Genomic DNA, 19999 nt, shown 5'->3' on the forward strand with positions numbered 1-19999 from the left:
TGGGGCCGTCGTCGTGCGCGGTCGATCGCGCGGGATCGAGCGCGGCTGGCTGCCCAGCCGGCTGCGCTCAGTAGGCGGCGGGCGCCACCGCGTTGGGGTCGTTGCCCTCGTCGAAGCGCTGGCCTGCGGGGTCGGGCTCCTTGACAGCCAGCACGATGCCGATGATGAAGCCCACGAACGGGATGAAGTTGAGCAGGTACATGGCACCGGACATGTTCGCATCGTGCATGCGCCGCCAGCCCACCGCGAACTGCGGGAGGATGAGGGCGAGCGACACGACGAACAAGAGGATGCTCCCGATGACGAGGACGGCCACCGAGCCACCGCTGGGCCCGGACGACGTCATGGTCGTGCCGTAGCCGGAGCTGTAGTCCGAGCTGTAGCTGGAGGCGGAGCGCAGTGTGCTGCCGATGACCATGAAGTAGCCGATGTAGAACGGGATCGACGCGATGAGCGTGACGATCATCACGAAGAGGTAGGCCCACCAGTACTCGCTGCGCGAGGCGCGGCCGTTGAACTTCACATACCCCTTGAAGAAGCGCTTGACGGCCACCATGAACGGCGCCCCGTAGTACGGCAGGCTCATGTCGTCCGGGTTCGTGGTGCCGGTGGGGGCGCCGCCGTAGCCGAACCCGCCGCCGGCGGGCTGCGCGTAGCCCTGCTGGCCGCCGGAGGGCTGCTGGGCGGGCTGCGAGCCGTAGCCCTGCTGGCCGGTGCCGTAGCCCTGCTGGGGCGCGCCGTAGCCGGGGGCCGCAGGCTGGGATCCGTAGCCGGGGGCCGCGGGCTGCTGGCCATAGCCGCCCTGGCCGTACCCGCCCTGGCCGCTGCCGTACGGATCATTGGGGTAGGACATCTCGTTCACCCTTCTCACTCGTCGGTTGTGGTTCTCACTGCCTGTCAGCACTGCTCAGTCGTGCGCAGGCGCAGCTCGGCGCCGTACGGTACCGATCATCACACGGGCGGGCGCCGCGTGCGAGCCCGGCGCGTTGCCGTTCGGCAACATTCCCGCGCCGCCGGACCCGGGCCGGTCCGCCGCGCGCGGCCGCTGGGCGCAGCCGCCCGGCGCGTCCGCACCCCGGCGTAGGGTGTGCGCATGGCTACGATGCGCGCAATCACCATCGCCGAACCCGGGGGGCCCGAGGTGCTCGCCGCCGCCGAGCGGCCCGTGCCCACCTGCCCGCCCGGCTCAGTGCTCGTCAGGGTCGCGGCCGCCGGCGTCAACCGGGCCGACATCCTGCAGCGCCAGGGCCACTACAGCCCGCCGGCCGGGGCCACGGACATCCCGGGCCTGGAGGTCGCGGGCACCATCGCGGAGCTGGGCGAGGGCGTGAGCGAGGACCGCTGGAGCGTGGGCGACCGGGTCGCTGCGCTCCTGACCGGGGGCGGGTACGCCGAATACGTCGACGTGCCGGAGGGCCAGCTCCTCGCCGTGCCCGACTCGCTCTCGCTCACCGAGGCCGCCGCCCTGCCGGAGGTGCTGGCCACTGTCTACTCGAACGTCTTCCAGGCCGCCCGGCTGCGGGCAGGCGAGTGGCTGCTCGTCCACGGCGGCGGCTCCGGGATCGGCACGGCCGCCATCCAGCTGGCCAAGACCGCCGGGGCCCAGGTCGCGGTGACCGTCGGCAGCGCGCGCAAGGGCGCGGCGGCCGCCGAGCTCGGCGCGGATGCGGTCATCGACTACCGCGAGGAGGACTTCGTCGAGCGGATCCGGGCGATCACGGACGGTCGCGGAGCGGACGTCATCCTCGACGTCGTCGGGGCGAAATACCTGCAGCGCAACGTCGACGCCCTCGCCGACGACGGGCGCCTCGTCATCATCGGCATGCAGGGCGGGGTGAAGGCCGAGCTCAACATCGGTACGCTCATGGCGCACCGCCGCTCGATCATCGGGACCACCCTGCGCGCCCGCCCGGATGAGCAGAAGGCCGCGATCGTGCAGGCCGTGGCCGACGACGTGTGGCCGCTCGTGGCCCGCGGCCGGGTCCGCCCGGTCGTGTACCGGGTGGTGCCGTTCGAGGAGGCCGGCCGCGCGCACGCCCTCCTCGAGGACGGGGAGAGCATCGGCAAGGTCGTCGTGGCCGTCAGCCCGCTCATCGGCGCCGATGACCAGGAGACGCGCGCGGACGGTGCGTGATGGGCCTGCTCTCGCGGCTGCGCCGCTCAGGCTCCGGGCAGCCGGCCAAGCGGCCCCGCGCCGCCCAGCAGGACCGCGCGTACGGGACGGGGGTGTGGCGCCAGCACCGGGACCGCTTCAACCGGGCGGTCGACCGGTTCTACCAGACGGCGCTTGCCGTGCGAGAGGAGGCGCGCGGGGATGATCCGCAGCAGGAGGAGGCGGCCGAGGCGCTGGCCGCGCTCACGTACGATCTCAATGCGCTCGGCGAGCGGATCGATGAGACGGCCCGGCGCGCCCACGCGCAGGTCCCTGTCGCTGACATGGTTGTCCCGGCGCAGGTCAGGGCCGTGGTGGGCGACCTGGCCGAAGGCATGTCGAAGGCGGCTCTCCTGGTCGCGCAGGCCGCGCAGGCCGCGGCGATGAGCCGCGCCGCAATCCGCATGGGCACCGATCCCCGCGAGGCCGCGCGGGCCGCGGGATCCTACGTGCGGGACGCGCAGCGCGCGGTGGAGCGGCTCGAGGAGCGGGCATGAGCGGCGCACTCGGTGCCGAGCGCAGCGCGCAGCCCCCACCGGCCCGAAGCGGTCTCGCGCGGACATGGCCGGACGCGGGGCGCCTCGGGCGCGTGGGCGTCATCGCCACCGATATCGACGGCACGCTCCTGCGCACGGGCAGTCCCATCGCCGAGCGCACAGCGCAGGCCCTGGACGCGTGCGCCGCCGCGGGCATCATCGTCATCCCGGTGACCGGCCGGCCGATCCGCTGGATGGCTCCCATCTCCGAACAGGTGCCGCACCTGCCGCTGACCATCTGCTCGAACGGCGCGGTCGTCTACGACCTGCAGGCGCGCCGCGTCGTGCACGCCGAGCTCGTCGAGGAGGCGAGCCTGGCGGACTTCGCCCTGCGGCGGTCCCAGCTCATCCCCCGCGCGCGGCTGGGATTCGAGACCCTCGACGGGCTGCTCGTCGAGCCGGACTTCGCCGCACAGCTCCCCGCTGGCGCGCGGCGCGTGGAGCTCGGCGATTGGCGCACGGCCCAGGCGGCGGGGGTGGTGAAGGTCCTCGTGCGGCTGGAGGGGCAGATGGACTCCGACGCACTGCTCCACCAGGTCGAGCCGCTGGCCCGCGGCTGCATGCACGCGACGCACTCGAACCCCGCGAACGGCCTCGTGGAGCTCGCCCCGGCGGGCGTGACGAAGGCCGGGGCGCTTGCCCGCTTCTGCGCGGAACGCGGGATCGGCGCCCACGAGGTGGCGGCGTTCGGGGATATGCCCAACGACCTGGAGATGCTCGCGTGGGCGGGGTCGGGGTTCGCGGTGGAGGGCGGGCACCCGCGGGTGCTCGCGGCGTGCGAGCACCGCTCGCCCGCCCTCGACGAGGGCGGGATCGGACCGGTCATCGAGGCGATCCTGGCCGCGCGCCCGGCATAGGGCGGTGCCGAGGCTCAGCCCAGCTGCAGCCGCTCGCTGAGCACCGTCGCCAGCCCGTCGTCGTCCACGGTGCCGGTGACGGCATCGGCGATCGCCTTGAGCGAGTCGCGCGCCTGGCCCATGGCGATGCCGGCGCCCGCCCATTCGAGCATCTCCGCGTCGTTCGAGCCGTCCCCCACGGCCAGCGTGCGCGCGCGGGGGATCTCCAGTGACTGCGCAACGCGGGCCAGTGCGCTGGCCTTCGAGACGCCGTCCGGGGAGATGTCGAGCCAGTTGCTCCAGCCCACCGAGTACGTCACGCCGTGCAGCCCGATCCTCTCGACGGACTTCTCGAACTCCTCGCTGGTGCCGTTGAGCTCGCGCATGACGATGCGGGTGGCCCGCTTGCCCTTGAGCTCGTCGAACGGCACCACCCGCAGGTGGGCGCCGGCGGCCAGGTCCCCCTCGGGGAAGTCCGAGGACGCCCAGCGCACCAGGTCCGTGTCCTCGACCATGAACAGCGCGGTGGGCAGCACGGCCGCCATGCGTTCGAGCGCGGGCCCGGGGTCGAAGCTCTCGACGTGGAAGACCTCCCAGCCGCGCTCGGCGGCGGGGTTGAGGCGCACGGTCACGGAGCCGTTCGAGCACACGACGAAGCCGTCGGTGAGGTCGAGCCGGTTGGCCACGTCCAGCGCCCCGGACACGGCGCGCCCGGTGGCGATGACGATGTGGTGGCCTGCAGCCTCGGCGGCCCGGATCGCATCCCGCACGGGCTCGTGCAGAGCGTCGTCGTAGTCGACGACGGTGCCGTCGAGGTCGAGGCCGACGAGGTGGGATTCCATGTGCTCTCCTTCGCGGGCGTGGGTGGCTGGCGGGCGGGGCCGGTGGCCGCGAAGCTCGCGGCACTCGATGGGCCCGCGGGGCTCAGCTGTAGCGGGGGCCCTCCGGACCGTAGGCGGTCATGCCGCCCAGGTAGGGCTGGAGGGCCTCGGGCACGCGCACGGAGCCGTCTGCCTGCTGGTGGTTCTCGAGGATGGCGACGAGCCAGCGGGTGTTGGCCATCGTGCCGTTGAGGGTGGCGACGGGGCGGGTGCCGTCCTCGCCGCGCTCGCGGATGGACAGGCGCCTGGCCTGGAACGTCGTGCAGTTCGAGGTGGAGGTGAGCTCGCGGTACGTGCCCTGCGTGGGCACCCACGCCTCGCAGTCGAATTTGCGCGCGGCCGAGTCGCCCAGGTCGCCGGCGGCGATGTCGAGCACCCGGTAGGGCAGCTCGCACTTGCCCAGCATCTCCTCCTGGAGCGAGAGCATCCGCGCGTGCTCCTCCTGGGCATCGTCCACGTGGACGTAGGAGAACATCTCCACCTTCTGGAACTGGTGGACCCGGATGATCCCGCGGGTGTCCTTGCCGTACGACCCGGCCTCGCGGCGGTAGCAGGACGACCAGCCGGCGAACCGGATGGGGCCATCGGACAGGTCGATGATCTCGTCCTTGTGGTAGCCGGCCAGCGCGACCTCGGAGGTGCCCACGAGGAACAGGTCGTCGGCCTCGAGGCGGTAGATCTCATCGGCGTGCTCGCCCAGGAAGCCGGTGCCGGCCATGATGTCCGGCTTGACGAGCGTGGGGGTGATGACGGGGGTGAAGCCGGCGCGCTGGGCGGTGTCCATGGCCAGGCTGAGCAGGGCGAGCTCCAGGCGCGCCCCGAATCCCGTGAGGTAGTGGAACCGGGCGCCGGAGACCTTCGCGCCGCGCTGGGTGTCGATGGCCCGCAGGCTCTCCCCCAGCTCCAGGTGGTCCTTGGGCTCGAACCCGTCGGCCGAGAAGTCGCGCGGGGTTCCCTCGCGGCGTAGCTCGACCGAGTCCTCCTCCCCGCCGGCGGGCACGCCGTCGATGATGAGGTTGGGCAGCTTCGAGGCCAGCGAGGTGAACGTGAAGTCGGCCTCGTCGGCGTCGGCCTGCAGCGCCTTCACGCGGTCGGAGAGCGCCTTGGCCTCGGAGACGAGCCGTGCCTTGGCCTCCTTGTCCTTCTCCTGGGCCACGCGCTTGCCGAAGGCCTTCTGCTGGGCGCGCGCGTCCTCGAATTCGGTGATGGCGGCGCGGCGCGCCGAATCCGCCGTGAGGATGTCGTCGACGAGGTCCACATTGGCCCCGCGTGCCCGCTGCGAGGCCTTGAACGCCTCCGGTTCGTCTCTCAGCTGCTGTAGATCGATCACGGGCCCAACCCTACCGTCACGCCCCGCAGTCGCGCGCCGCGCCGGGCACGGGCCGCGAGCGCCCCGTGCACACCGCGGGCACCGCTCCCAGGCGGGTTGCCTAGAGTGAGTCCATGACGATCACCACGGACATGCTCTTGGGGCTGCTGGCGCTCCTCGTCACGCTCCTCATCGGCATTGCCGTGGGCATTGCCTTCGAGGCGGCGCGCACCCGCCGGGCCCGCGCCTCGGCGCCGGGCACGGGTGAGGCCGCCGCCGCGCCCGAGGCGCCCGCCGGGCCCGATCCGCAGGACCAGTCCGCGCCGGCGCGGGCGGCCGGTGGCATGCGCCGCGCCGCGATCGTGCTCAACCCCGTCAAGGCCCACGCCGACTTCCGCGCGAGCGCGGCGGCCGTGTGCCGCGAGGCCGGCTGGGACGACCCCCTCGTCATCGAGACCGAGGAGGAGGACCCGGGCACGGAGATGGCCCGCGAGGCGCTGGCCGCCGGAGTGGACGTCGTGGTGGCGGCCGGCGGCGACGGCACGGTGCGCCACGTCGCCGAGCAGCTGGTGCACACAGGTGTGCCGCTGGGCATCGTGCCGCTGGGGACGGGCAACCTGCTGGCGCGCAACCTATCGATCGTCCTGGGCCGGCCCGAATGGGCCCTGCGCACCGCCCTGTGGGGTGTGGACACATCCATGGACGTCGCGCACGCGCAGCTGAGCCCCGAGGGCGAAGACCACGTCTTCCTCGTCATGGCGGGCCTGGGCTTCGACGCCGCGGTCATGGCCGACACCAACGATGCGCTCAAGACGCGCGTGGGCTGGCTCGCCTACGTCGAGGCCGGTTCGCGCAAGCTGCTGGGCAACCGCACGAAGGTCTCGCTGCGCTTCGACGACAAGGAGCCGGAAGAGACCCGGGTGCGCTCGGTGCTGGGCGGCAACTGCGGCAAGGTGCAGGGCGGGCTCGAGCTGCTGCCCGGGGCCAAGGTGGACGACGGCATCCTCGACGTGCTCATCGTGAGCCCCAAGAACCTGGCGGACTGGTTCGGCGTCATCGCCTCCGTCGTGGGGCGGCGCCGCAGGGGCCTGCACACGGAGATCACGCCGTGCAGCCGGGTCGTCATCGAGGCCGAGGATGAGATGGAGGTCCAGCTCGACGGCGATCCGTGCGGGGAGACCGCCTACCTCGCCATGGAGATCGATCCGGGCTCGCTCGTCGTGCGCACGGCCGGCGAGGAGCTGCGCCGCCGCATCCGCGCCGCCGACTGGCCCGTGCCCTTCGGGTACACGAACGACTGACCGAGGCGAGCACCTCGGAGCCTTGGGAAGCCGCGGGGGCGTCGAGAACCTCGGGACCAGGGGGGGCGTCGACAAACTCGGGTGGCGCAGGAACAGGGGACAGCTCCGAGCACCCGATGCGCGGCCGCGCCCCCGGCCCCCCTCACGATCCTCTCGCTCGCTTCCCCCTCGCGGCGGAGAGCCTCGAGCGGGTGAGCCACCGCCCGCTCTGGGCTATGCGAGTCTGGGCTATGCGAGCAGGCGGTCGACGAGCGGCCGGGCGAACCGCCAGTCGTCGCCGTCCGGATCGGAAAGCCCCGCCTCGTCGAACCACGTCTGATCCGCCTCGGGGTGCGGGCCGATGAGCCCCACGCGCCCCTTGCCCACGCGGTACAGCGCTGCGGCGGTGCCGCCCGCGCAGTACCGGGCGCAGACCTCCGCCCCGCGAGCCGGCAGCAGCGCGCCCTCCTGAAAGAACGTCCACCTCTTCGTGCCGTTCCAGGCCACCTCAACGAGGTGCTCCCCGCTGTCCGCGACCGGGAACCTCGGCGTGCCCACCGCTCCCTCGATCGATGTGCTGAGCAGCCCGAAGCCGTCGCTGCCGGCAAGGTAGGCCCCCATGCACACCCCGAGGTACCGCCCGCCGTCGTGGACGAACCGCCTGAGCGCGCGCGAGAAGCCCTGTGAGAAGTGCGAGGCCGCATCGTCGATGTCATCCCCGCCTCCGGGCTGGACGAAGAGGCTCGCTCCGTCCAATGCCTCCGGCGTCGCCTCAACGTCCTGCCCAGGCCCGATGAACGACACGTCGAGGCCAGAGCCCCCGCTTCCGAGGCGCTCCGCGAGAGTCTCCGCGCAGCCATCGCACCCCGCCGGACCGCGGTAGACGAGCGCGGTGCGCGGCACGGGGGGCGAGGCACGACGGGCCGCCGGCGGCGCGCATGCCGCCCCCAGCGCGACCACCGAAGCGGCAACCGCGCCGGTGAGGAGAGAACGCCGCGTCCACCCTGCTGATTCGCCTCTGCCGACCTGCACGTTCGTAGCCTACGGTTTCGTCGGCGCCCCGCGCGGACACCGTCGACCGTGGTCCCTACGGCGGGCGCGGTTACTTAATGACCAGAAGTTGTCTGCGCCACATTTTCCTTCTTTACTAATCTGGAAGCGCTCGCCGCCGTGTGCGGACGGGCCCCACCGCTCCTCTCGCCCTCCTGAAACGGATCAGGATGAAGAAGACGCTCCTGGCAGCAGCAGCCGCACTCACGCTCGTCACCATCCCGATGACCTCGTTGCCGGCCGCGGCGGCGCCGTCCGAGGGCAAGGCCCCGGCCACAACGCAGCCGACCTCGGACAGCACGAAGGCCACTCTCACCGTCACTCCGTCGGTCATCACCGTTGCCGAGGCGAAGAAGGGCACCAAAATCATCGCGAGGGCCACCGGTCTCACTCCGAACGGCGAATATCTCTTCGACCCCAGGGACACTCCCGAACTCGAGCCCCTGCCCGCGAAGGCCGATGCTGAGGGTCGGGTCACCATCAACGGTGAGATCTACAAGCCGAACGATACCGAGGAGGCCGTTGGCACGTACACGGCCTCGCTGAAGGATGCCGGCACGCGGTCGCTGGTCGCATCCGCAACATGGAGGATCGTTCGCGATAAGGAGACACCTCCGACCACGTCGCCCTCAACCTCGACCACGTCGCCCTCAACCTCGACCACCCCGGCCGAAACGCCTACGCGGACCGCAGCGCCGTCTCCCACCCAGACGGCCGCCAAGCCCGCGCTCACCGCAAGGCCCGCACGCGTGAGCGCCGCCGACTTCGTCAACGCGAAGAAGGGCGTCAGCCTCACCGCGGCGCACTGCACGCCCGGTGAGACCGTGAACTTCTCCGTGGCGCCCAAGGACTCCGATGTCACGCCCCTGACCCGCAAGGCCACGGCCAATGCCAGCGGAACCGCGGCGTGGAACGTCTACGGGACAAATCCAAGCAGCCCGGCCGCCTACATCGGCGATTACGTCGTGAGCGCCCACTGCGGTGGAAAGAAGCTGTCGGCGGCGTTCTCCGTGGGCAACGCGCCCCGGCCCGGTGATGACGGTAACGACGGGGACCACAATGACAACGGGGGCGACGACAACAACGGTGGTGACGACGGCAACGGCAGCCTGCCGCGCACCGGTATGGAGCTCGGCGGCCTGGGCGCCGGTGCCGCCCTGCTGCTCATGGGCGGTGCAACCGTGCTCTTCACCCGCCGCAGCCGCCGCTGAGACACGCCAGATTACGAAATGTACGTAAGTTGCACGACGACCGGGTGTGACGTTGACTACACACCAGCGGACAACGCCGTCCTCTCCATCCCCTTGGCCTACGTGAGGTTGACATGAAGAAGCTTCTCGCCCCCGCCGTCATCGCCACCGTGGGAGCGCTGTCGCTGACAACGCTGCCCGCAATCGCGGACGCGACCGCCTCTCCCACCAAGACCGCCGAGGCGAAGGCCGCAGCCACGACAGAGAAGAAGGCCGAGCCCACGTCCGAGCAGGCAAAGCCCGCACCGGAGAAGACGCCTGCCCCGGTGAAGAAGGCCGAGGCGAAGACCGCCCCCGCGAAGAAGGCTGCTCCCGCGAAGCCAGAGCCGAGTGCCAAGCCCGCAGCGCAGGCGGCCCCGTCTGCGGCGAAGGCAAGCCCGAAGGCAATCCGCGCTCCCAAGACCTCGCCGGAGCCACAGGCTGACGAGAAGACGTCTGAGGCCCCCGCGAGCTCTGTGACCCCGCTGTTCGGCGACCCGGTCGATGCCGTCGAGATCGGCGACCATGGGCTGTCGGTCAAACTCACCGGCCTCAAGCCCAATTCGAAGGTGTTCGGAACCGCGTACCTCGATGACAACTCGGTGGGCAAAAGGACTGGCACGGCTGACGCAAGCGGTGATCTCACGCTGCAGGTTCCCTACCAGGGCAGCACCACCAACCTCAAGTCCGGTGTCGCCATCGACGTCCACCTCGAGTACACCAGCGCCAGCGGCGCCGATGGCGCCGACACCTTGACCACCCACGTCGGCAAGGAGATCGAGGAGGCGCCCCTCGCGACGCTAGCGCTGGACCTGCCGAATCCTGCACCCAAGCAGATGATCCTGACCAAGGGATTCCCCGTCCAGATCGCCGATGTGAAGCCCGGGTCCGAAGTCAAGACCTCCGTCAGGCTCAGCACGCCGGGCAGCCCCGTCGTCGCGGAAGGCTCCGGGACCACGAAGGATGATGGAACGGGACGCATCGAAGCGAAGTTCACCGGCGACGCCAAGGAGCTCACCCCGGGAGTGATCGCCTCCGTGCGCGTGGAGTACACCCGCACCGACGGAACGGTCTATGCGACGACGCTGTCGACCGCCATTTCGGATGATGCGACGGAAGAGCCGACGGCGGATCCCACGAGCGATCCGACCTCGACTCCGACCGACGACCCCACCTCGACTCCGACAGACGAGCCGACGACTGACCCCACCTCAACTCCGACCGGTGAGCCCACCACCGACCCCACCGAGGACCCGACGGCGCCGCCAACCGACGACCCCACGGACGAGCCGACCACCGCGCCCACCGAGACGCCCACCTCCCCCGCTCCCACGAGCGATCCGACGGATCCGCCCACCTCGCCCGGGAGCCACACGAACACCGAGGCGCGCCTCATCGTCAACCCGCATCGGCTGACGCCCGCCGCGTTCACCAACGCCCACAAGGGCGTGGACATCGCGGCGACCAAGCTGGAGCCCGGCCAGGCGGTGACGTTCACGGTCAAGCCCCACAACTCGCACGTGAAGGCCTACAGCCGCACCATCGTCTCCAACGCGGACGGCGTGGCCGGCTGGAAGCTCTACGGCACGAACCCCCACAACCTCGGGGCCTATGTGGGCACCTACGACGTCACCGCGAGCATCCCGCCGGTGCCGGACGATGCGCACGGCGATTCGGCCCAGGGCGAGGCCGCGCACGCGGGCGGCACCGTGGCCCGCGCGGGTGCGCAGGCCGCCCAGCAGGACCAGCAGGCCAAGCAGGGCAAGACGCGTGTCCTCGAGGACTCCTTCACGGTCGGCAGCCGCGGCGGCGCCAACCCCGGTGACAACGGCGGGGACAGCGGCCGCGACGACACCGGCTCGGACAACGGCGATCTGCCGCGCACCGGCGCGCAGCTGGGCGGCCTCGCCATCGGGGGCACACTGCTCCTGGTGGGCGGCGCGGCGGTCATGCTCACCCGCCGGCGCACCCGGGACTGAGGCACGGACGAGGGGCCCGGAGGATTCGCTCCTCCGGGCCTCCGTCATGCGCCGCCCGCGAGGCGCAGCTCGCTGCCGCCGCGCAGTCCCCCGGCCCTCTCGCGCCGCGACTGGGCCACCTGGTGAGACGGGGTGAGCCGCGCCTCGGCGGCGGGTACCCATACTGCGGGATGGGGCATAGCGTGGAGCCACGAGGACCACATCCATGACGCCCTGCCCCCAATCCGCGAACGGAGCCCCGCCGTGGCACCCGAGAACACGCCCCCGCACCCCCAGCAGGAGACGAAGCAGGACACAGCGCACGCTCCCGTCGGCCGCCTGCGCACGGCCGCCCAGCGGCGCGCGAAGCTCGCCGAGCAGGCGCGCGCCGAGCAGGAGGCCGTCGAACGCCACGAATCCGGCCGTGGGCACCGCTTCCAGGACAGCGTGCTCTCCCACCTCACACTGAAGATGGGCTGGTTCGCGCTCGCGTGGGCGGGGCTCATCGTCGTCCTGCTGCTGCCCACCGGCCCCGACCTGCCCCTGGCCGCCAAGCAGGCGCTCGCCATCCTCGTGTTCGCCGTCATCATGTGGGTGACGGAGGCGGTGAGCTACGCGGTCTCCTCCATCATGATCCTGGGGCTCATCGCGGTCATGCTGGCGTTCGCGCCCCCGGCCACGGGCGAGGGAAACACGGCCATGGGCACAGCCGCCTCCCTCAAGCTCGCACTGGGCGGCTTCGCCTCGCCCGCCGTCGCGCTCGTCGCCGCGGCCCTGGCCCTCGCGGCAGCGATGCAGGCGACCGGCCTGCACAAGCGCCTGGCCCTACTCGTGCTGCGCTTCGCGGGCGAGAAGACCCGCAACATCCTCATCGGCGCCATCGTCATCTCGATTATCCTGGCGTTCTTCGTCCCCTCGGCCACTGCGCGCGGCGGCGCGGTGGTGCCCATCCTGCTGGGCATGGTCGCGGCGTTCGGCCTGCAGGCGAATTCGAAGCTGGGCGCGCTGCTCATCATCACCGCCGCGCAGTCCATCTCGATTTGGAACATCGGCATCAAGACCGCGGCCGCGCAGAACCAGGTGGCGATCGGGTTCATCCGCGATCAGATGCATACCGATGTGCCGTGGGGCCAGTGGTTCCTGTGGGCCGCCCCCCGGTCCGCGCTCATGTCCGTAGCTCTGTACTTCATCATGCGCTGGGCCATCAAACCGGAGGTCGAGGAGATCCGCGGCGGCAAGGAGATGATCCGCCAGGAGCTCGCCAAGCTGGGCCCCATCACCGGCAAGGAGATCCGCCTCATCGTCGTCTCCGTCCTCCTGCTGCTCATGTGGTCCACCGAGGACGTCCTTCACCCGTTCGACTCGACGACAACCACGCTCGTGGCGATCGGCGTGCTGCTCACCCCGCGCATCGGCGTGTTCAGCTGGAAGACCGTGGAGAAGCTCATCAACTGGGGCACCCTCATCGTCTTCGCGGTGGGCATCTCGCTGGGCAGCCTCCTCCTGTCCACGGGCGCGGCCGCCTGGCTGTCCGAGCGCACGTTCGGCGCGCTGGGGCTCGCGCACATGCCCATCCTCGCGATGATCGCGATCGTCACCGCGTTCACGATCCTCATCCACCTGGGCTTCGCGTCCGCCACCTCGCTGAGCTCGGCGCTCATCCCCGTCTTCATCGCCCTGGCCATGTCGATCCCCAACGCGGCGCAGGGCGGCCTGGGCTTCGTCATCATCCAGCAGTTCGTCATCAGCTTCGGGTTCCTGCTGCCGGTCTCCGCACCGCAGAACATGCTCGCCTACGGCACCGGGGCGTTCACGGCCAAGCAGTTCCTCAAGGTGGGCATCCCGCTCACCATCGTGGGCTACCTGCTCATCATGCTCTTCTCCGCCACGTACTGGTCGTGGCTGGGCCTGGTCTGAGCCAGGGCATTCGCATCGGATGGTCCGCGCCCTGCCGCCCGGCCGGCTCCGCGGACTAGGCTGAGCCCATGAGCGACGCGAACGGCACACCCGCGGCCCAGCCCCACGGCCAGCAGGTCCAGCCCCACGGCCAGCAGGTCCAGCTCCAGACGGACCTGGACCTGCGCACGCTGGCCGAGGGCTTCTACCTCCAGGCCCTCGACCAGCTCTCCACCTCCGCACTCGATGAGCCGTCCCCGCTGCCCGGGTGGACCCGCAAGCACGTGGCGATCCACATGATCAACAACGCGGAGGGCCTCATGCGCCTCCTCGAATGGGCGCGCACCGGCCAGGAGAACCCCATGTACCCGTCGCGCGAGGCCCGCGACCAGGACATCGAGGACGGCGTCGCCCAGACTCCGGCGGGCGATGTGCGGTCCATCTCCCACGAGGTGGCGCAGGAGCTCGCCGAGGCGCTGGCCGGGCTTGCGCCCGAGGCCTGGGACGCGCAGGTGACAGGCGGGCAGGGCCAGCCGATCGGCGCCTCGGCGATCCCGTGGATGCGCGCCCGGGAGGCGCTCCTGCACAGCCTGGACCTGGGCATCGGGATGACCGCACTCGACTTCCCCGCGGCGGCCGTCGACCGCCTGCTGGACGATGTGCCGGCCACGTGGGCCGCGCGGGGCGAGGACGCCCACTTCCTGCTGCGCCTGGCCGATCGCCCCGAGGATCCGGAGCGGCTCATCGCCACCGGGGACGCGCAGGCCTTCGCCGCGCAGCCCGTCGAGGTGGTGGGTGAGGCCGCCGAGGTCGCCTCCTACCTGGCGGGGCGCGGCTGGCCCCGCTCGGCGCAGGACGACACCGCGAAGGGCGGCCAAGGCTCCGCCACCCCGCAGGACCTCCCGGCCCCACCGCGCTGGCTCTAGCGGCTTCGCCCGGGGGGCCGCTGGCAGCTGCCGGCCGCATGGCACGGCCGAGCCATGGCATGTGCCTCACGGGCCGACGGCAGGACCGGAACGGCTGCATGAGCGCGCTCACCTGGGGCGCAGGGCACCCTGCCGCACCGCGCCGGCAGTGCGCACAAGGCCCACTGTCGAATCCCTCGCCCACCCCTCCTCACCCGCATGATCGCCGCCCGATTACACAATGTTCTAAAGTTGAATGAATCGCCTCTGCGCGCTTGACTGGTGCCAGTCAGCTGAGCACATCCGCTCGCACCGCTCCCACCGGAGGCAACCATGCAGAAGAAGCTCCTCGCTCCCGCCGTCGCGATCGCGGCACTGGGCGCTCTCACCGCCGTGCCCATGTCGACGTTCATCGTCGACGCGGCGCCCGCAGCCCGCGCGGCGGACTCCCACGTCACCGTCAGCCCCGCCGCGGAGAAGATCACCGCCAAGCAGATCAAGGCCAACGCCATCACGGTCACGGCCGACAACGTCAAGGCGGGCCAGCCGTTCTCCGCGTTCGCGAAGATCGGGGAAAACCGCATCGGCTCGGGCGAAGGCACCGCGACCGACGGTTCCACCGCGACCGCGACGATCAACTACTTGGCCGGACAGGACAAGTACCTGGTACCGGGGGCCACCGTGACCATCGCGGTCACCTACGCCCCCACAGAGGGTGCGGCTGTCACGAATGAGGTCGTCAAGACCTACACGATCGCAGAGGACGAGCCCGCCACCATCCCGTCTACGAAGACGGCTACCCCGTCGAAGACGCCCACCAAGACCGCGACGGCCGCGCCCACAAAGACCGCGACGCCCACGCAGACCTCGGCGCCCACGAAGGACGCAGAGCCGGTCCTGTCGGTCAAGCCGCACACGGTCACGGCCAAGGACTTCGTCAACGAGAAGAAGGGCGTCACCCTCACGGTCAGCCACCTGCAGCCGGGTGAGAAGGCCGTCTACTCGGTGGCCGCCAAGCGCAAGGGCGTCCGGGACCTCGCCAAGCAGGAGGCCACCGCGGATAAGAACGGCGTGGCCACGTGGTCCGTCTACGGCACGAACTCCGCCAACCCCAGCGCCTACATCGGCAGCTACGTCGTCACCGCCAAGGCCGAGGGCAAGACCCTCACCGAGGGGTTCAAGGTGGTCGCGAAGAAGAGCAGCGGCAACGATTCGGACAACGGCGACAACGGTGACAACGGCAACAGCGGCTCGAACAACGACAACGGCAACAGCGGCAGCAATGACAACGGCTCCGGTGACAACGGCGGTTCGCTGCCGCGCACCGGCGCCGAGCTCGGCGCCCTGGGCGTCGGCGCCGCGCTCCTGCTCGTCGGCGGTGCGACGGTCCTCGTGACCCGCCGCCGCACCAGCAAGTAAGCACCACAACGCTACAGGGGCGGTGGCCGTCGGATGACGGCCACCGCCCCTGTAGCGTTGTGCGCGGTTACTTCACGGCCTTGACCTTGTTGTTGTAGGCGATGACGGCGCGGCCCTTCTGCCACACCATGCTGCCGCCCTGGAAGTCCTGGCGCGCCAGGCCCTTGACCTTGCGCTCGACCCCCTTGGGGTAGCCCAGCTTCGACTTCTCGTAGCCCAGCTTGCGGTAGGCGGTGAGGAATCCGCTGCGCACGGGCTGGACCTTCGTGGCCTTGCTCCAGCTCAGGGTGGCCTTCGCAAACGTCTGGCGCGCGCCGCCGCTGCGCAGGCGGTTCGCCTCACGGCCCTTCGGCATGCCGATCGTGACCGTGCCGTTGTGCGTGTAGTAGTACGTGCGGATGGCGCCTGCGATCGCGTGCTCGGGGCCCGCCTTCTTCGCGCTCGCCGCCACCGACTTCCGGATGGAGGGCAGCATCGCGTAGAACTTGGTGCCGGGGCAGTCGGTGTAGGACGTGTCGCGGTGGCCGAAGATCGTCGACTTCGTCACGACGGTGCCCGCCTTGTACTTCACCGTGTCGCCCTTGGCCGCCTTGAGCTTGACCTTGCCGCCCGGGTTCCAGCCCCACTTCACGGCCTGCCAGGTGGCGATGCGCTTGACGGACTTCACCGCGGCCGAGGTGGGCTGGCGGGAATTGAACGTGCCCATGACGGAGACGCCGAACGTGTGGGTGTTGAAGCCGCTGGCGTGCGCGCCCACGACCGGGCGGCCACTGTACGGGGCGCCGCGGCGGCCCTCGTAGATGGTGCCGTAGCGGTCGACGAGCATGTTGTAGCCCAGGTCGCACCACTTGCGGCCCTTCGTGTGGAACTCGAGGTAGCCGCGCAGGATGCCCGGCACCTGGGAGCGCGAGTAGTTCGTCGCACCGGAGGTGTGGTGGATGATGAGCGCCTTGTTCACGTCCGTCGTGTCCGCCTTGCAGCGCACGAGCTTCTCGTTCGCGCCCCAGCCGGCGCGGGTGACGATGCGGCCCAGGTTGGGGATGTTCGCGGACTTCGCGGCGACGTTCTGCACGCCGGCGCCCTGCGCCGTTGCGCTCTGGGCTGCCGCGCCCTGCACCACCGAGGCGTTCTCCGCCGTGGCCCCCAGTTCGCCCTGCGACGTGTCCGCGGCGGCGGAGGGGTCACCGGCCGCTGCGGCATCCGCACCCGAGGTGGGGGTCTCGAATGCCTCGACCGCCAGGCTCTTCGTCGCGGCGGCGGGCTTGGCGGAGCGCACCTGGACCTGCTGGCCGGCGCTGAGCAGAAGGGGCTCGGTACCCTCGACCGCGCCGCTGCCCTCGGCCGAGGAGCTGTCCGGCCCGCCGCCGTCGTCGGCGGGCATGTCCTTCCAGGCGCCCCAGATGCCGTGCTCGAGCACGCGGTACTGGCTGCTGGGGTCGCTGCCCTTCCACGTCACGCCCATGACCGTGAGGTCGTTGGCCTTGACGGTGACGGTCTTCTTGGGAGTGGTGTGAGTCGTGTGCCGCTTGACGGCGGGGGCGCGGTTCGCGCTCGCCGCAGCCGAGGCGCCGCCCAGGTCGGCGTTGACCGGGCCGGTGGTGAGCTGGGGGCCGGGTGCGGCCACGGCGGCCGGTGCCAGCAGCGCCGCGCTCGCCGTGCAGGCGACCGCGGCCAAGAGGATGGTGGATTTCATGGAGTGTGGGGTCCTTCGGTCGGCCGACCGTGCGGGCGAAGCCGAGCGGACAGCAGGGATGGGCGGGGAGCGCTCCCCCGAAGTCGACTGAGAGTCGAGTGGGAACTCTTGCAGATTATGGTGTGCAGCCCGGAGCCGACAATCCAGGGGAACGCCCCGAGATAGATCGTTGCCATTTCGTAATTTATCGCCGTGCCACCGCAACACAACCGCGGCCCCATTGCCGCTCAGCAGGTGTTACGTTCCGACCACGGATTCCGAATTCCGTACATCAACGAGTCGCCCGACTCCCTCTCCCCCAGGAGCACCATGAAGATCCCTGCGCTCTTCGCAGCCGCAGCACTCGCCGCGACCGCCCTCATCGCCTCGACGCCGGCGTCTGCCACTACCCACGCAACACCATCGAAGATGGACTCGAAAACACACAGCCCGCACGCATTAGCAGGCAAGAAGAAAAAACCTGCTTTAAAGCAGCTCACCAAGGGTCCGCTTTACTCTTCTAATGCGAGAAAAGGGGTGCGCTTTGAAGCGAGCAATCTCAAACCGAAGGCCAGAGTGCGACTCTGCACGGTGATTGTAACTAATGACGTCAGCTCATACTGCACTAAACCGGTTCGAGTAAGCGCCTCTGGTAAAGCTATGTACAAAATTAGCCTTTCCACGCCCGGTCCGCACGAGATGCATATTGAGATCATGGGGTTTGACGAACTCGGTTACGAAGAAACAATAGATTCATTCTATTTTGCACGTAGCGTGCCGATACTAGACGATTTTAAGGGTGCAAAACTCACAGTTTCGCCAAAAGCGCTTCGCGCAAAGAGCCTTCGTGGCGCAAGGCACAAGCCAATCGCCAGGTTAAACAAGTCGAACTACGATGCAGGTGACTAGCGCTTCACGATTCGCAAAAGCGGCAGCAAGAAGGTGATCGCGAAGCGCACGATCCGAAACGACGGTTTCCTTAAGCCCGCCTATCGTATTACCAAGCGCGTCGCGCGACTGATGTCGAAGAAACCCGGCAAGTACATCATCACGCTCACCCCTGATTACGCGCGTCAGACCAAAACGACATTCACTGTCAAACGCTGAGGGAGAACACCGCGTGCTGACAGGAGTCGTGCGGGGCGGCCCCGGGTAACACAACGGCCGGGCAACCATGAGAATGGTTGCCCGGCCGTAGTCACTGTCCGTGGTCGAGTCAGCGGTCGCGCTCACCGCAGCGAGCCCTCCCGAGAGTCTGGTGCGGGCGCCGCCGCTGGCGTTGCTGCACGCTTGGCATTCAGCAGGACCAGCCTCGCAATGTACCGCCCCTACTGCCCGGCCGCCTCCCGCAGCGTCCCGGCCGGCATGAGCGCCCCGGCAAACCCGGTGCGCCGGCGCTGGCGACCGTGGACGATCGAGACGACGTCCCCGGAGGTGCCGGCCGCGAACACGCGATCGGCACCCGAAGGGCGCTCGCGCATCCCGCGCAGCTGAGCGCTGAGCGCACTGGCTCTGCGCTGGGCGCGGCGCACCTCCTCGCTGAGCTCGAGGATCCGGCGGATGCCCGCCAGGTTGATCCCCTCCTCCTGGGAGAGCTGCTGGATGAGGCGCAAACGGCGGACGTCCTCGGCGGAATAGCGCCGTCCGCGGCCCGCCGCGCGCTTGGGCGTCACGAGGCCCATCCGGTCGTACTGCCGCAGCGTCTGCGGGTGCATGCCCGCAAGCTCCGCGGCCACGGAGATCACGTAGAGGGCGGCATTCTCGTCGATCTGCATCGCACTCAGCTCGCCTTCGCCTTGCTGTAGAGGTCCTTCCTGGGATCCTCGCCCTCGGTCGCCTTCGCAAACGCCTCGACGGCCTCCTTGGCCGCGTCGTCGAGCTTCTTCGGCACGACCACCTCGACGGTGACGAGCAGGTCGCCGCGGCGGGCCTTGCCCTCGATGCCCTTGCCGCGCACGCGCAGGACGCGGCCGGACGGGGTGCCCGCCGGGATCTTCATCTTCACGGTGGGCCCGTCCAGGGTAGGCACCTCGACGGTGGCCCCCAGCGCGGCCTCCGGGAAGGTCACCGGCAGCTCGAGGCGCAGGTTGTCCCCGTCGCGGGTGAAGACCGGGTGCTTCTCCACGTGGACGGTGAGGATGACGTCGCCGCTCTCCCCGCCGTTGGGGCTGGCCTTGCCCTTGCCCTTGAGCTTGATCTTCTGGCCGTCCTTGACGCCCACGGGCGTGCGCACGGTCAGCGTCTTGCCGCTGGGCATCTTCAGGCGCACGCTCGCGCCCTTGGCCGCCTCGGTGAAGTTCAGCGTGGTGGTCGAGCGGATGTCCCCGCCCTTCGTGGGGCCGGTCGAGTACCCGCCGCCGAATCCACCGCCGGAGCCGCCGAAGCCGCCGAGCAGGTCATCGAGGTCGAACGGCACCTCGCCGCCGCCGTAGCCCTGCTGGCCGCCGCCGAAGCCACCTCCGAAGCCGCCGCCCGAGGTGCCCGGGTAGCCACCGCCGCGTGTCGTGTAGCGCGTGCGGCCGCCCCCGCCACCGCCGAACAGGTCGGAGAAGACGTCTTCGAACCCGCCGCCGCCGGCGCTGCCACCGGAGCCGGCGCTGAAGCGCGCCCCGGAGCCCATGGCGCGGACCTGGTCGTACTGCTTGCGGGTCTCCGGATCGGCCAGGACCTGATTGGCCTGGCTGATCTCCTTGAACTTCTCCTCCGCGGCCTTGTCGCCGGGATTCGTATCCGGGTGGTATTTCCGGGCGAGCTTCCGGTAGGCCTTCTTGATCTCCTGTTCGGAGGCGTCCTTGGAGACTCCGAGGGTCTTGTAGAAGTCCTTCTCGAACCAGTCGTTCTGAGGTCCGGCTGTCACCTGGCACCCCCTTCCTCAG

General features: G+C 70.2%; 18 protein-coding genes. 11 read left to right on the forward strand and 7 right to left on the reverse strand.

Annotated elements, in window-relative coordinates:
* Positions 1-67 precede the first annotated feature (67 nt).
* Positions 68-853, reverse strand: a complete 786-nt coding sequence (locus tag BRM1_RS08195) for a DUF805 domain-containing protein (RefSeq protein ID WP_160953742.1) — start codon at positions 851-853, stop codon at positions 68-70.
* Positions 854-1102: 249 nt separating this feature from the next.
* Here BRM1_RS08195 and BRM1_RS08200 point away from each other — a divergent pair, with 249 nt between their 5' ends.
* Genes BRM1_RS08200 through BRM1_RS08210 form a run of 3 tightly spaced genes read left to right on the forward strand, consistent with a single transcriptional unit; the run spans position 1103 to position 3545 of the window.
* Complete coding sequence (locus BRM1_RS08200; protein ID WP_268529786.1) at positions 1103-2134, forward strand: NAD(P)H-quinone oxidoreductase; 1032 nt, start codon at positions 1103-1105, stop codon at positions 2132-2134.
* Positions 2134-2649, forward strand: a complete 516-nt coding sequence (locus BRM1_RS08205; RefSeq protein WP_268525100.1) for a hypothetical protein — start codon at positions 2134-2136, stop codon at positions 2647-2649. Before BRM1_RS08200 ends, BRM1_RS08205 begins: the two co-directional genes overlap by 1 nt.
* Positions 2646-3545: an HAD family hydrolase gene (locus BRM1_RS08210; RefSeq protein WP_268525102.1), complete on the forward strand. Its 900-nt coding sequence runs from the start codon at positions 2646-2648 to the stop codon at positions 3543-3545. The genes BRM1_RS08205 and BRM1_RS08210 overlap by 4 nt, the downstream gene beginning before the upstream one ends.
* 14 nt (positions 3546-3559) lie before the next feature.
* On the opposite strand, the gene BRM1_RS08215 is transcribed toward BRM1_RS08210, so the two are convergent.
* The gene (locus BRM1_RS08215) at positions 3560-4366 is read right to left on the reverse strand and encodes an HAD family hydrolase (protein WP_160953739.1); all 807 of its coding nucleotides are present in this window, start codon (positions 4364-4366) and stop codon (positions 3560-3562) included.
* Positions 4367-4448: 82 nt separating this feature from the next.
* On the reverse strand, positions 4449-5735 hold the full coding sequence (gene serS / locus BRM1_RS08220) for a serine--tRNA ligase (RefSeq protein WP_268525105.1): 1287 nt from the start codon (positions 5733-5735) through the stop codon (positions 4449-4451).
* Between the two features lie 113 nt (positions 5736-5848).
* Here serS and BRM1_RS08225 point away from each other — a divergent pair, with 113 nt between their 5' ends.
* The gene (locus BRM1_RS08225; RefSeq protein WP_268525107.1) at positions 5849-7015 is read left to right on the forward strand and encodes a diacylglycerol/lipid kinase family protein; all 1167 of its coding nucleotides are present in this window, start codon (positions 5849-5851) and stop codon (positions 7013-7015) included.
* A gap of 228 nt (positions 7016-7243) precedes the next feature.
* On the opposite strand, the gene BRM1_RS08230 is transcribed toward BRM1_RS08225, so the two are convergent.
* A complete protein-coding gene (locus tag BRM1_RS08230) occupies positions 7244-7897 on the reverse strand; it encodes a BPL-N domain-containing protein (RefSeq protein ID WP_160953737.1) in 654 nt (217 codons plus the stop codon).
* Positions 7898-8214: 317 nt separating this feature from the next.
* Between BRM1_RS08230 and BRM1_RS08235 the strand changes: the two genes are divergently transcribed.
* The 5 genes from BRM1_RS08235 (at position 8215) to BRM1_RS08255 (ending at position 15451) form a co-directional block, all read left to right on the forward strand.
* Positions 8215-9255 (forward strand): hypothetical protein, encoded by a 1041-nt coding sequence (locus tag BRM1_RS08235; protein WP_160953736.1) that lies wholly within the window; start codon positions 8215-8217, stop codon positions 9253-9255.
* Between the two features lie 113 nt (positions 9256-9368).
* A complete protein-coding gene (locus BRM1_RS08240) occupies positions 9369-11252 on the forward strand; it encodes an LPXTG cell wall anchor domain-containing protein (protein WP_268525111.1) in 1884 nt (627 codons plus the stop codon).
* Between the two features lie 243 nt (positions 11253-11495).
* Positions 11496-13148, forward strand: a complete 1653-nt coding sequence (locus BRM1_RS08245) for a DASS family sodium-coupled anion symporter (RefSeq protein WP_268525113.1) — start codon at positions 11496-11498, stop codon at positions 13146-13148.
* Between the two features lie 68 nt (positions 13149-13216).
* Positions 13217-14053: a maleylpyruvate isomerase N-terminal domain-containing protein gene (locus tag BRM1_RS08250; protein ID WP_160953734.1), complete on the forward strand. Its 837-nt coding sequence runs from the start codon at positions 13217-13219 to the stop codon at positions 14051-14053.
* A gap of 312 nt (positions 14054-14365) precedes the next feature.
* On the forward strand, positions 14366-15451 hold the full coding sequence (locus BRM1_RS08255; protein WP_268525116.1) for a hypothetical protein: 1086 nt from the start codon (positions 14366-14368) through the stop codon (positions 15449-15451).
* Positions 15452-15518: 67 nt separating this feature from the next.
* On the opposite strand, the gene BRM1_RS08260 is transcribed toward BRM1_RS08255, so the two are convergent.
* Positions 15519-17144, reverse strand: coding sequence for an N-acetylmuramoyl-L-alanine amidase (locus tag BRM1_RS08260; RefSeq protein WP_268525119.1), 1626 nt, complete (start codon positions 17142-17144; stop codon positions 15519-15521).
* A 309-nt stretch (positions 17145-17453) separates the two neighbouring features.
* On the opposite strand from BRM1_RS08260, the gene BRM1_RS08265 reads away from it, so the two are divergent.
* Entirely contained in the window at positions 17454-18032 is a 579-nt protein-coding gene (locus BRM1_RS08265) for a hypothetical protein (protein WP_268525121.1), read from the forward strand.
* Positions 18033-18065: 33 nt separating this feature from the next.
* Positions 18066-18230: a hypothetical protein gene (locus BRM1_RS08270; RefSeq protein ID WP_160953996.1), complete on the forward strand. Its 165-nt coding sequence runs from the start codon at positions 18066-18068 to the stop codon at positions 18228-18230.
* Between the two features lie 221 nt (positions 18231-18451).
* Here BRM1_RS08270 and BRM1_RS08275 read toward each other — a convergent pair whose 3' ends face one another.
* Both BRM1_RS08275 and BRM1_RS08280 read right to left on the reverse strand, forming a co-directional pair.
* Positions 18452-18898 (reverse strand): heat shock protein transcriptional repressor HspR, encoded by a 447-nt coding sequence (locus BRM1_RS08275; RefSeq protein ID WP_160953997.1) that lies wholly within the window; start codon positions 18896-18898, stop codon positions 18452-18454.
* 5 nt (positions 18899-18903) lie between these two features.
* A complete protein-coding gene (locus tag BRM1_RS08280) occupies positions 18904-19980 on the reverse strand; it encodes a DnaJ C-terminal domain-containing protein (RefSeq protein ID WP_160953998.1) in 1077 nt (358 codons plus the stop codon).
* Positions 19981-19999 lie beyond the last annotated feature (19 nt).

This window comes from Brevibacterium sp. BRM-1, assembly GCF_026802075.1.
Taxonomy (GTDB): Bacteria; Actinomycetota; Actinomycetes; order Actinomycetales; family Brevibacteriaceae; genus Brevibacterium; species Brevibacterium rongguiense.